The organism is Pseudoroseomonas sp. WGS1072, from assembly GCF_049340465.1.
In the GTDB taxonomy this organism is placed as follows: domain Bacteria; phylum Pseudomonadota; class Alphaproteobacteria; order Acetobacterales; family Acetobacteraceae; genus Pseudoroseomonas.
Map to the genome: position 1 here is coordinate 3,077,073 of NZ_JBMPSU010000001.1, position 13,008 is coordinate 3,090,080.

Below are 13,008 nucleotides of genomic sequence, written 5' to 3' on the forward strand. Positions count from 1 at the left end.
GGCGGGCACAGCGACGTGGGCGCCGTGCCGCAAATCCTCAGTCCGTGGCTATTCGCTTCGTGGAGATCATGGCTGCAGAGACGGCTGGCGCCTGGATTGGTTTCGCGCCCCCTTGCCATTTTCATGGACGGCTCTGGCGAGGCGTCCGGGTCGGGGCCGGTCATGGCCGCACCCTCCGGGGGCGGCGACCGGCGCCTGGCGGTCGGCAATCCTTCGCGGCCGCCCCGGACGCCGCGACCAGGGCCTCGATCTCGGCGCCCGGCACCGTCTCCTTGGCGACCAGCATGTCCGCCAGACGGCAGATGGCCAGGCCGTGGTGCCGGACCACCGACCGCGTCTCGGCGTAGGCCGCGTCCAGCATCTCGCCGACCCGGCGCGCGACGTCGGGCCGCGCCGCCAGCAGCGCGGGGACACCGGCCGCCTCCGGCAAGCCGCGCCAGACCAGGGCGCCACCGCCCTTGTCGAGGCCGAGCGCGGTCACCGCCGCCGTCGCGAGGCGCGTCGCCGTGGCGAGGTCGCTCTCGGCGCCGCCGCCGCTCCCGCCCGATGCCTCGCCGAGCAGCTCCTCCTCGGCCGCCCGGCCCGCCAGCGCCTCGCGCAGCAATGTTGACAGGGCCGCACGGGTGACCGTGGCCTGGCCATCCGCAGGCTCCGTCCATAGCACCCGGCCCGCGCGGTCGCCCTGCGCCAGCACGGTGGCCGAGATCAGGGCACCGGGCCGCCCAAGCGCCGCCACCACCGCGTGCCCGGCCTCGTGGATGGCCACGCGGCGCAGCACCTCCGGAGCCGGGCGCGACCCCTTGCCGCGCAGCTCCGCCTCCAGGTCGGCCAGGGTCGGCTCGCGCCGGTCGTGCCGCGCCCGCCGTCGCATGCCGCGCACCCAGCGCTCGGCCTCGGCGCCGGTGGACCCGAGGCCCAGCAGCGCGAGACGCGACAGGTCGGCGCCGGGCAGGTCGCCGCCGAGGTGGTGGCGCAGGATGGCGGCCAGTGCCGCCTGGTCCGGCAGCGGCACCCCAATCAGGCGCTCCAGGCGGCCCGGCCGCAGGATGGCCGGGTCGATGCGGCTGGCGTCGTTGCAGCAGCCCAGCACGACCACGCCCTCGCGCCCGGCGGCGCCGTCCAGTTCCTCGAGGAAGGCGTTGACCACCTGGACCGAGTAGTCGCGGTCGTGGTGGCGGAAGGTGGTGCGGTTGCCGAAGCTGTCGATCTCGTCCACGAGCAGGATGCAAGGCGCCGCCTTGCGCGCCGCCTCGAAGGTCCCGCGCATGGCGCCGAGGGTCGTGCCGAGGTGGCCGTCCTTGGCGCCCTGCCACTGGCCCAGCGAGCCGGTCACCAGCGGCACCCCGCATTGCGCCGCCAGCGCCCTGGCGAAGGTCGTCTTGCCGGTGCCGGTGGGACCGACCAGCACGGCGCCGCGGTCCACGTCGCGCCACGGCAACGCGCCGCGGGCGTAGTCGGTGAGATCCCGCGCGACGTCCTTGCCCCACCGCGCGGCCTCGTCCATCCCGTGCAGGCCGTCGAGCGTCAGCGGGCGGACGGAGAGCCGCTGCGACGCCAGCTCCGCCAGCCGCCGGAGGTAGTCGTCGGCATCCTGGTGGGGCAGCCGGGCCAGCCACAGGTCACCGACGGTGACCAGCCGCGCCACCTCCGGCGGTACGGACGCGGTGACCGGCGCGGCGCCCGTCAACATGGTCGCCGCCTCGGCCAGCGCGGCCGGATCCAGCGGGCCGACGGTCACCGTCGCCGTGGCGGCCCGCAGCAGATCGGATGGCAGGCAGCGGGCGGGCGCCGGGCTGAAGCCGTAGACCGGGCGCCCGCTGGCGACCATGGTGCGGACGGCGCCGTTGCCGTCCTCGGGGCGGTGCCAGCGGTCGGAGCCGTCGCGGCGGAACTCGGCCCAGCTCGGCTCAATCTTGCTGATCCGCCGGTATGGCCGGTCCTGGGCGTCGTCGCCGTCGAACGGTACCTCGTCCGTGCCCTGGATCAGCATGCGCCAGGTCTCGGCGACGGGGACGACCCACTCGGCGTCCGGCACCTCGACCACGAGGACCGCGCCCGGCTCCCGCGCCCTGCCGTGCAGGGTCGGATCGGCCTCGAGCAGGCGCCGGAGCATGGCGTGGGCTGCGGCCTCGGCAGGGTCTTCCAGGCGCACGCGCGATGGCTGGTGGACGGGCGGGGGCGTTGGCTTCCGCGCCTGCGGCGGAACGGGACCGAGGTGGAACGGCTCGTGGCCGATCTCCTCCTCGACGGCTTCGGCCAGCCCTTCGATAGCGAGGTCCAGCGCGTCGCCGGTCAGGGCGGCGGCGCCACCCATGCTGCCGGGCGGCAGGGCAGGTGAGGGGGCGGATGCGGAGATGCTGGGGATGGGGTTTGGCATGGTGTCACCGCAGGCCCAGGGAGCAGGTCCGGTCGGCGGGCGGCGGCACGACCGGCATGGGCGCGCGCGGGGCGCCGAGGCGATAGAGGCGGTTCAACGTTCGCGCCCAGCCCACGGTCGGCGCGAAGGCCCAAAGGTCTGAGGTCCGGCAGTAGGGGCCGTCCAGCAGCGGATGGCCGGTGACGGCGCCGACAAGGCACATGACCGGGCGCGAGGTCACGGCCCATCCCTCCAGCAGCGGCGCCTCCGACAGCTCCGCCGCCGACGGCATCCCGGCCGCCGCGAGCCGCCGCAGGTCCGCCGCCAGTGCCTCCAGCCTGCTGGCTTCCGCCTCGACGTCGCCGCGCACGGTTCCTCGTTCACCGATGATGAGCATGGTGCCTCCTGTCTCTGATGGGTGGTTGTCGGTGTGTTGATGGCGGCCCGCGGGAGGGGCCGCCGGGCGCCCTATGCGGGCGCGGGGATGACGACCCAGTGCCCGTTTTCGCGCCCGCCGACGTACCCCGCCGGGCCAGGGGGACCCGGTTCAGTCGCCTCAGGGAAGGGAAGGGCGGTCGTCATGCCCAGAACAGAAGCGGAACATCTCGCCCGGCGCAATAGGCATGCGTCGGTGTGATTTGCCAGCAAAGGAGGCATCACCAGCTGCCTTGAGACCGGGTGACAATCCCTCCCGCAAGCCGATCTATCGCCCTGAATCCTTGTGGTTTTCCTTGCAACATTCATGGCGTCGCGGGCCGACACGACGCGTTCGGTGTCGCTGGCTACCGACGGCCATGCCCGAAATCTCGTAGGATCAGATGCCTAGCAGTGGGCGCCGAGTACGCCATTCCAGAGACCGTGCGCCGACCACCGGCCGGGGCGCAGACTCTCAAAACGGCCCCAAAAGGCATGTACCTGGGCGCCCATCGTCATTCGGATGCGGCATGTCGCTCCGCGGATCGTGAACAGCGGCTCATCCAGCGAAAACCGCGGTGCGGCAAAACTCCGATCCGGTGGCGCCCCGCGCCTGTGGGCAGCAAGGTTGCACATGGGCTGCCACATGGCCTTCTCATGGCGTCGCCGCAGGGTGCCGCCTCAACCACCCTGTCGGCGCAGGTTCGCGTCCAGCTGAGTGTACCGGGGATCCGTGCTCAGATCCGGATTGGCGTCCAAGACGCGTCTCAGCAGGCGGCGTAGCCCCAGCCCATCCCAGGAGTTCCCCAAGCCATCTGTAATCGCGTCGAGTAGCTTCAGAACGTCATTTGGGAACCGCTCGGGGAGGTCGTTCTCGGCCAAGTTGTGGACAAGGCGGAAGTGCTGGTTGCACCGGACCACCGTGCCCGCGATCAGGTCCACGGCCAGCGGGAAAGCCTCCCCGCTAGCGGCTGCCGCCAGTGCGAGGTTTTCGGAACTGCCCGCGTCGCGCAGGCCGACATCCTTGGGCCAGGCTTCGTCGATCCAGGGGCCAAGTCGGGCTTCCCAGAAAGCCGCCGCCTTCGCCGCGTCATCCGGCATCATGCGGTACAACTGGAACGCGGCGTGGCGGCGTGCCTCCGGATCTGCCGACCGGAGCAGGGATTGGGCTTCCTTTGCCTCGATGAGACCGGGAACCTCGATGCACGCCATCACCAAAAGCGACCAGAGCTGCTCCTTCGAGCGGTGCACCTCGCTGTCGTGATGGCGCAGCGTATCCAGGAGATCGTCCTTGAGCGCCGACAAGACCTTGGGGTGAATGGAACCCCCGGCGATGAAGCCCTTCCACAGGGCCGCGGCCTCGCGGGGTACCGTCCAGCTGAACTTCGGGACCAAGTGCTGCTGCGCCCAGTCCTGCTGTGTCATGAACAGGGCGGTCAGGTGGCGCGCCAGGATCACGCGTCCAAGCAGAAAGCCGTCCCCGCCGCCGGACGTCACCTGACGCAGGCGTAGTTCCGCCTCCGCCGGAATGCCCTGGCCCACTTTCGGTTGGTAGGCAAAGAAGCGGTGCAGGAGCGCCTCGGTCAGGCGCCCCGGCGGCTCGTTGATCGCGGCGTCCAGGGGGCTGGTATCCGGGCCGAGAGAGACAGGTAGCGCGAAGAAGATCGGAGCCAGCCGGTCCCAGAGCTGCCAGAAAAGGTCGGCCGGATCCGCTGCGGTTACTCGCGTGGCTCCCGGAAGCCAGTACCCGATGGCCCAGGCGACTTCCCGGTTCTGGAGGAACGAGTCCGGCGCCTGGAGCAGGAGGGGAGCCATTCGGCGGAACAGGGCGGCCTTGGCACAACCCCGCTTCATCCCGCTGAAGGCAACCAGCGTGGCCTGCCAGGTGTCACCCGGCCAAATCCCCCGGGCCGCGAGCTGCTCGAGCACCCTCGCAGCCGCCTTTGGCCGTGACGGAACCACCTCGCCCCAGAGCGCCATCAGGGATTCTCGCGTGTCGTCGAAGGCGCGGTGCTGGCGGACGGCGGGCTCTTGCAGGAGCGAGACGAGCTCCTCCAGCTTCAGCGCGCGCATCTCCCTCTCCGACACGCCCGCGCGATCAGGCACGCCCAGGCGTTCGAACTCGAACCCGAGCCTCACCGACGACGGCGCTTCCACGGGGCCGTGCGCCGCCTCGTAGGCCGCAAGGAGAGCGGATGCTTCGGGCGGCAGCGGTCTGTCGCCCGCGTCGCGCATCTCGGCCAGCCTCGAGGCGAGCTGCCACGCCCGCCGGTCGGCATCCTCGACATCTGGTGGACCGGCGACAGCCCTCCCGGCCAGCCGGGCGGCGCTTTCCTCGGGCAGTTCCCGCCAGAGCCGCCCCAGGAGGCGCATGCTTTCCGGTTCGTGACGCCTTGACCACAGGATGTCGCCGGACAGCAGGTAGTCGAGACCTGCCGCCAAGCGCGCTTCAGACTGCGTAGGCATCGAGAGCCATCCTCTGAAACAGGACGTAAGGGAGCGCCCGCCAGCGGAGCAGAAGGGCATCCGCCGCCTGGGCGTTCGTTTCCCTCAACGCCTCCATCGAATCCCGCGTCACGTCGATCAACCGCGTCCAGTCCTCGTAACCACGGGCCTCGGGGCCGGGTCGGACCGGGCGGTACATGACAGGGAGCGGATCGCTGGTTTCGCCCGCCTGCCCCACCAGGGCAAACAGGTCGAGCGCGCGCTTCAGCTGGCTGGTCAGGTCATCCGCCACCGCCGCGAGAAAGGCCGTCCGGCCCCGGACTGCCTCGAGCAGGGATTCGAGCATGTCGCCGCAGGCCAGCTCGATGTCGATGGCGACGTGGTCTCCAGCCGTTGGCAGACGGAAGGAGGCGGTTCCTCCAGGAGGCGACACACTCGGCTCGAAAAACGGATGGGTGCGCTTGATCCGTGGGATAGGGGCCATCATCCGCGTGAAGTCCTGCCGGGTGACATGGTCGTCCGCCCCGCCCTTGAGGCGCGTCCAGCACGCATGAACGTCCGCGAGGTCCGCCATGGGCGCGCGGGCCATAGGATGCGCGACCAGGCGCCAGGCCGCCTCCAACCCGGTGTCGAGATGAGGTTTCTCGTTCGGCTTCGCGACGGCACCCGGCGCGGCGGCGGGTTCATCCAAGCGGTCCAAGATCGCCGTCTGCAGGGCGGGGTGAGGGCTGCCACCTTTCAGCACCCAGTCGAGCAGCTCCGGCTTGTCCAGGTGCCGCGTCAGCCAGACCATCAGCTGGAAGTGGGTTGGCGAGACCCAGCGTGCCGCCACGTCCTGGGCGGTCTGGGACACCGACGCACCCGTCGCGGGGAGGCTTGCGCGCACGCCGAGGAGTTGCCACTCCTCGAGCACCGGCAGCCATTGGATCGGGGCAGGCACCTCGGCCTTGGCGAAGCTGAGAACGGCAGCCGGTTCCTCCAGCGCCCAGCGCACCGCCTCCACCTCGTGATCGACGGAGTAGGGGGGGACCGGGATGATGTCGGAGGCCCGCTCGGCCGCACGGATGCGTGCCGTGAGCCCGAACTTCTTCCGCTGCCCCCACTCGGCGAGGGTGTCGTAGAGCAGCGAGTGGTCGTGATTGGGCGCCGCGTACGGGATGGGCTCGACGCCCTTCGCGCGCCACGCCTCCTCCTCCTGGGCCATGGCCGTCGGATCCTGGTAGGGCGCGAATGCCCAGGCTCGTGGCGACGGTTTGGCTGATGACCCAGCAAGCTGACGCTCGGCGGCGAAGGCGTCCATCAGGTAGTGCATCACCGGGTCGTCGACGCTGTATCCCACGAACAGCACCGGGTACTTGGTGAACAGGTCGGTGACGAACCGACTGGCCCAGCGCTCGGTGAGGTATGCCAGCCCGAAGTCGCCGGTGCTGTAGACCAGTGACTGCACCGACGTGTGCTCGCCCGTGGCGCCGGGTGCGATCTTGCCGTGAAGGTAGGCGACGCTGCGCCAACGGTGCTGCTTCGGCACGGGCAGCATGGGCGCGACGTCGTTGGTGACCTCGTAGCCCAGGGCCTTGGCAGCATGGTCGAACTGCGGGTCGAAGTTGGTGGTCACCATGCGGAAGCCGCCGTCCCGCAGCCGGGCCAACTCGAGCACCGCCTTGTGGCGTTCGAACGGCGCCGTGACCGTCAGCACGTCGACAACCGCCTGCCGCACCCGGTTTCGGCCCAGGCGCTGCTCCAGCAGGTGTAGGGCGCGATCGTACTGGTACCCCGTGAGGGCAGCCTGCTCCTGGTCATTTAGGACCTGCCGCAGCGCCCCCGTGACGCTGTTCACCAGTTGGCTGAAGGAAGGCATTCCGGCGACGCCGGGCCCGGTGGACATGGACACACCTGCTCCGCAGAACAGGACCAGTTCCTCGTCCTCCAGGGCGCGCCGGACGGCGTCGGGGATGTCAGGGCCGTCGGCCACGAAGCGCATGGTTACATCCGGTCCCGCCGCGCGCGGGCCTGCCCACCGGCGGGCAGCGGCGCCCGGCGGCGTGCTCCGTCAACAATACAACAAGGATTCAAACCCGGGAGCCCCCACCATCACGACGTGCGTCGTGGCGGGCGTGGCGCCTTGCTGATCCCGGTGACGAGCCTTCTGAAACGTGAAACACCGGCTGGATCGCAGCCGAGAAACGAGGCAGATTCCATGGCAGCGCAGTTGCGGCTTCCAGTCGCCGGACGCTGCCGCCGGAGCTCGCCCATGATCGTCTTCCCCGACACCAACTTCTTCCTGCACCACCAAGATCCGGCAGCTATCCCGTGGGCGCAGATCACTGGGGACGACCACATCAGACTGGTGATCTGCCGCAACACCGCTCGGGAACTTGACAAGAAGAAGTTCGAGCTACAGGGGCGCCCGCAGAAGAGGGCGCGCAAGTACGCGGCTGTCATCGCCGAGGTGGTGGAGACGAAGCAGCCGGTGGAGCTGCGGGCCGCCGATCCAAGGGTGACCCTTGAGATGGCGCCACCGCGCCCTGGGGCTTGGGCAGTGCCGCCTGACCTGGAGGCTCCCTTCATCCTTGGGGATGATGCCTTCGTCGCCGATGTCTTGCACTTCCGCGACGTGATCGGCGAGGACTGCACCGTCCTCACCGCCGACAGCGGGCCTCTCGAAAAGGCGGCGGGCCACGGTCTGCCGGTGGTGCGTACCACGCGACCGGGCTGGCAACTGCCCGACGAGCCGGACACGCGCGACAAGCGGATCAAGGAGCTGGAAAGGCGCCTGGAGGAGATGGAGGGCGATGGTCCAGCCATCGCGGTCGAGGTGCGCCTGCAAGATGCCCCAGCTAGGGTCGTTCCGCTTGATGTGGTGCGATACCCGGTCCTGGCCGAGGAACGGGTAGAGGCTCTGCTGGCGGAACTCCAGGCTCGACACCCGCGGGTGGTCGAGTTCCCCAGGCCAACCGAGGCGGACGAAAAGGATCCGTTCACACCTGCCGCAGGCCAGCCCTTCGACCTCGCGGAACTCGAGGGACCGTTCGACTGGGTTGGGCCGACGGAGAAGCAGCTCGCCACCTACAACACCGCGTACGACACCTGGCTTGAAGAGGCACGCGCCCTCATCGACAACCTGCCGAAGCAGCGGCAGCGGCCGGAGTTCGACGCATCATTCAAATTCTGCCTGGAGAACGTCGGTGTCGCTGCCGCAGAAGGTGTTCGGGTATCCCTGGAGGCAACAGCCGGACTGCTTCTCAAGGATCTCGATGATGGTCCCAAGAAGAAGGCGGCGGGGAAGGCAAATGCTGTTGCGCAGCCTGTTCCGACGTCGCTCCGGCCGCCGCCCAAAGCCCCCGGCTGGCGTAAAATCTACCGAGAGGTGGCCCAGCCGACCCCGGACACTGTGAAGCCGAACAGGACGATGTCAGTTCTCGAGGCCATGCGCATTGCCGAGGCGGGCGGCGCATACGGATCCGCTTTGGCGGAGCACGAACGCATGCAGAAGATCATGCGGGATGCCGGTCTTGGGCCCCTGCCGGGAATGCCTGGCTTGCACGGTAGCGAGATGCTCAGCGGCTTGGGCTACCGCAGTCCAATGGAGGAGTTGCGAGTTCCCGTGGATTCCTTGTTCCCGCGCCAACCCAAACCGCGGGATCCGGAGGATTTCTACTGGCGAGGTGGAGCGCCTGTACGCCTGCAGGCGCGATGGGATCTCGAATGCGAGCTTCTCCGCCATCACGTCCAACCGAGGGTATGGACGCAGGCCGTGGTGGCGCGGCTCGACCGCCTCCCCGGAAACGGCGGCTCGATCCGGGTTGAGGTGCATGCACGGAACCTGAAGCGGCCATTTACGAGGGACGTGCCGGTGCGCATCTCAGTGCGCGATGAGGACACCGAGGCTCTGGTACGCGCAGCGCTTTTCGGCCCTTCAACTGGGTGAAGGGGCGGCTTCCCTAGAGGTGCCGCTTCCTAGCCTCCAATCACCAACCGCGTTCGTAGCGCGGGCCATAACCTTGCTGGTGCCGCCACGCCCGGCGTTGCTCGCGTTCCTGCTCGATGCGCCAGGCTTCGCGCCGCGCGGCCTCGGCGATGAGGGCCTCGTCCCGCTCCCGGCGCCACTCCCGCCACTGCTGGCGCCGCTCCCAGTTGCCGTCGTACGGCCGCTGGTCCCAGTACTGCACGGTCTGGGCAGCGGCTGGCGGGGCAGCCAGGATGCTGGCGGCAGGGGCCGCGGACGCGTTGTGCGCCGCCAGCGTGAGCAGACTCGCTGTCATTGCGGCTGCTGCCGCCACTACGATCCGACGCATCTGAACCTCCACGGTGGGATGCCGAGGCTGGCAAAGTCGCAGGACAGCTTGTCGGCTGTTGGGCTGAACGATGGGACACTTCGAAATACCTCGCTGCTAGTGCGCTGAGGTGATTCACTGGCTCCGGTCAGCGGAGGCAGTGGCGATGGCGGGTCAGCCTGGCTTCTTCGATGTCGATGAGCGGTATGCGGCCCTCTCTGCCGCCGGCGATCCGCTGGAACGTCTTGCGGCCGCGGTCGGCTTCGAGGTCTTCCGGCCCGTGCTGGAGGCGGCGCTGGCGCGGTCGGATCGCAGCCGCGGTGGTCGCCCGCCCTATGACGCGGTGCTGATGTTCCGCATCCTGGTGCTGCAGGCGCTCTACAGCCTCTCCGACGAGCAGACCGAGTTCCAATTGCGGGACCGGCTGTCCTTCATGCGCTTCGCAGGTCTCGGCCTGCACCAGGCAGTGCCCGACGCCAAGACGATCTGGCTCTATCGCGAGCAGCTCAAGCAGGCGGGTGCCATCGAAGGGCTGTTCCGCCGCTTCGACGCGGTGCTGGTCGAGCAAGGCTATTTGGCCATGGGCGGGCAGATCATCGACGCGACCCTGATCGCCGCGCCACGCCAGAAGCTCACCCTCGATGAGAAAGCCACTATTCGTGAGGGCAACACGCCGACGCACTGGTCAAAGGCCAAGCGGGCGCAGAAGGATCGCGACGCGCGTTGGACGCTCAAGCGCGGCAGAACCAAACCCAAACCAGAAGGTGCGCAGCGCCAAGCCATTCAGATCGCGGTGCCGGTTTTTGGCTACAAGAGCCATATCGGCATCGACCGGCGGTACGGGCTGATCCGCCGCTGGACGGTCACTGATGCCGCCCAGCACGACAGCCGTAGCTTTCCTGCCCTGCTCGATCCCGAGAACACGGCCAGCCGCGTCTGGGCGGACACGGCCTACCGCACGAAGCGCAATCTGGAAGCGCTGGAACGGCGCGGGCTGAGCGAGCGCATCCTGTTCCGCAGACCGCCACGGCGCGAACTCCCTGAGCAGCAGGCGAAAGCCAATGCATCACGCGCCCGGATCCGCTCCGGCATCGAGCATGTCTTTGCCGCCCAGAAACACCGCATGGCGCTGTTCGTCCGCACCATCGGCCTGGCCCGGGCCCAGGTGAAGATCGGCATCGCCAACTTGGCTTACAACTTCACCCGCCTGGCCTGGCTCAGCGCCCGAGCTGCGCCCGCATAACCCCACAGCGTCCACGAAGGGCAGAACCCGCCGCCCAAAGCCGGTGACCCAGCCGGGTCAACAGGGGCACGTCACGGCCTGAGGCGACCATCCTGCACGCGAAGGCCATGCAGCAGCGGGTAGTTCGAGGTGTCCGATGGCCTCCGCGGGGCAGCCAAAGCCATCGCGGGGGCCGACCTGCTCGTCCGGCGGGGCTCCGAACCAGCGAGTTGATGCTATGCTGCCGCCTCCCCGAAGCTCACCGGCGCCATGGACGGACCAACCAGCTGCCAGCCTCCCGCGATGCATGACTTGGACAGGGACGGCACCCGGCTCCCCTACGGCTTGGCCGAGGATGGCCGCCTGGCCCACGTGTCGGAGGTGGCCTCGGGGCTGGCGTGCCGGTGCCGCTGCCCAGGCTGCGGCGAGCGGCTGGTGGCCCGCAAGGGTGCCATCAAGGTCCACCACTTCGCCCACCACGTGGACCGCGCTTGCGTCGGCGCATGGGAAACCACCCTGCACCGGCTGGCCAAGGAGATCGTGCTGGAAGCCCGCGACATCCTCCTGCCGGACGCGGTGGCCGAGGTCGACGGCCTGCGCCAGGACGTCGCCTTCGCCACCGTCTTCCCCTACGAGGCGGCGGAGGCCGAGGTCGACATGGGTGGCCTGCGGCCCGATGCCGTCATCCGCGGCCGGGGCAGGGAGCTGCTCCTCGAGTTCCACGTCCGCCATCCCTGCGGCCCCGAGAAGCTGGCCCTCCTGCGGGAGCGGAACCTGCCCGCGGTCGAGATAGACCTCTCCCGTGTTCCCCGGCACGCCTCCCGTGCCGAGCACGCCGAGCATGTCCTGCGCGCGGCGCCCCGCCACTGGCTGCACAACGCCAAGGTCGCCGTTGAGGAGGAGCGCCTGCGGCGCATCGCGGCGGAGCGGGCGGCAGTCGAGAAGCGGCGCTTGCAGCGGCTCCATGGCCGGATCGCCGACGAGATCGCGGGCGCCTGGGTTGAGCCGGTGAGCCCTGGCCACTCCAGCTGGCGCATCAGGGCCGTGGACGCTGGCTTCGGCGGGTTCGTCGGCCGGGCCGTCCCCGGTGACGGATGCTTCGCGGTAGTCGCCGAGACGTGGCAGGCGGCGTTCCTGGACCATGTCGCCATTGGCGCCGCTGGCCACTGGGTGACGGGCGACGCCGCGCTCAGGACCCTCCAGAAGCGGCAGATGCTCAAGGCGCCGTTCCAGATCCGGCGGAACTGGGAGCCGGAGCTGGTCGCGCACATCCAGGAGCGCGTGCCGGGCTTCCGCCCGCCCCACGAGGTCATCGCCGACTACGCCGACTGGCTGGCGGAGCGCGGCCTGCTGATGCGCGTCCGCCAGGGCTGGGTGGCCGCCCAGACCGTCGGGTGGGAAGCCAGGCAGCGGATGGAGGCGGCGAGTGAGGCGAGGCGCCGCCAAGGTGAACTCCAGGACAAGCTGGGCACCATGCTGAAGGCGGCTGGGCTGCCCTGGGCGGACACGGCAGGCTGGCTGGAGAGGGCTGTCCCCGAGTTCGGTGCGGTGCCTCGTGTGCTGGCCGAGGAGGGCGGCGAGGGCTTCGGGCGCCTCATGCGAAGGCTCGATGAGCTCGAGAGGATGGTCCAGCCGCAAGCCAGTCCGTACGAGGGCGGCTTGCTGGGCCTGCCGCTGGATGCGGTGCGGCTGAGGCGCCGGGACGAGGCGCGTGCCCGGCAGGAGGCCGCACGCCTCGAGCGCGAGGAGTTCGCGCGGCAGGCTGCGGAACGCCGCCGCCAAGAGTCAGGGGACTTCGTGGGCACCCTGATGACACGAGCCGTCGCCTTGATGGGTCAACATGCGGGCACGACCTGGGTCTGTGATGCGGTCAGCGCCGCAACCGGGCTGCCCCTCGACGAGGGGCAGTTCGCCCTGGACTGGCAGGCGAGGAACCGCATCAGCGAGGCGATGGCGGGCGAGCGGGACCGCATCATGGCGACCCGGGAAGCCGAGAGGCGCCGCCTCGACAAGGAGGCGGAGGCTGCCGCCGTTGTGGCAGGCTGCCGGAGCAGGCTGGAGGCGGAGGTGATGGCCCGCTTCCCCGGTCAGCCGGACTGGGCGCACATGTGGCTACGCGGCAAGCACCCCGCATTGGGCCGGTCGCCCTGGGAACAGTGCGTCGACGAACGGACGCTCGAACGCTGCAGGAGCCTGCTCGATGCGGCGCGGCCTAAGGGCAGGCGGCGGTAAGGTGATCGGCACGGGCCGATAGCTTGGAGGGCTCCATTTCCAGCCCCCATGACCGAACATGGGGC

At 69.7% G+C, this 13,008-nt stretch carries 8 protein-coding genes; 3 read left to right on the forward strand and 5 right to left on the reverse strand.

The features are described from left to right. Nucleotides 1–160: 160 nt before the first annotated feature. The 4 genes from ACF3NH_RS14460 to ACF3NH_RS14475 form a co-directional block, all read right to left on the reverse strand. Nucleotides 161–2,377: an AAA family ATPase gene (locus ACF3NH_RS14460; RefSeq protein WP_146201917.1), complete on the reverse strand. Its 2,217-nt coding sequence runs from the start codon at nt 2,375–2,377 to the stop codon at nt 161–163. Between the two features lie 4 nt (nt 2,378–2,381). Then, complete coding sequence (locus ACF3NH_RS14465) at nt 2,382–2,753, reverse strand: DUF6634 family protein (RefSeq protein ID WP_099097337.1); 372 nt, start codon at nt 2,751–2,753, stop codon at nt 2,382–2,384. Nucleotides 2,754–3,451: 698 nt separating this feature from the next. Continuing rightward, entirely contained in the window at nt 3,452–5,236 is a 1,785-nt protein-coding gene (locus ACF3NH_RS14470; protein WP_109517857.1) for a hypothetical protein, read from the reverse strand. Beyond that, nucleotides 5,220–7,196 (reverse strand): SIR2 family protein, encoded by a 1,977-nt coding sequence (locus tag ACF3NH_RS14475; RefSeq protein WP_422923744.1) that lies wholly within the window; start codon nt 7,194–7,196, stop codon nt 5,220–5,222. The genes ACF3NH_RS14470 and ACF3NH_RS14475 overlap by 17 nt, the downstream gene beginning before the upstream one ends. A 270-nt stretch (nt 7,197–7,466) precedes the next feature. Here ACF3NH_RS14475 and ACF3NH_RS14480 point away from each other — a divergent pair, with 270 nt between their 5' ends. Continuing rightward, nucleotides 7,467–9,143: a hypothetical protein gene (locus ACF3NH_RS14480; RefSeq protein WP_099095870.1), complete on the forward strand. Its 1,677-nt coding sequence runs from the start codon at nt 7,467–7,469 to the stop codon at nt 9,141–9,143. A gap of 40 nt (nt 9,144–9,183) precedes the next feature. Here ACF3NH_RS14480 and ACF3NH_RS14485 read toward each other — a convergent pair whose 3' ends face one another. Next, on the reverse strand, nt 9,184–9,477 hold the full coding sequence (locus ACF3NH_RS14485) for a hypothetical protein (protein WP_099095871.1): 294 nt from the start codon (nt 9,475–9,477) through the stop codon (nt 9,184–9,186). 178 nt (nt 9,478–9,655) lie between these two features. Here ACF3NH_RS14485 and ACF3NH_RS14490 point away from each other — a divergent pair, with 178 nt between their 5' ends. Both ACF3NH_RS14490 and ACF3NH_RS14495 read left to right on the forward strand, forming a co-directional pair. Next, nucleotides 9,656–10,732 (forward strand): IS5 family transposase, encoded by a 1,077-nt coding sequence (locus ACF3NH_RS14490; protein WP_422922789.1) that lies wholly within the window; start codon nt 9,656–9,658, stop codon nt 10,730–10,732. A 282-nt stretch (nt 10,733–11,014) separates the two neighbouring features. After that, nucleotides 11,015–12,943: a competence protein CoiA family protein gene (locus tag ACF3NH_RS14495; RefSeq protein WP_099095872.1), complete on the forward strand. Its 1,929-nt coding sequence runs from the start codon at nt 11,015–11,017 to the stop codon at nt 12,941–12,943. The last annotated feature ends 65 nt before the right edge of the window (nt 12,944–13,008 follow it).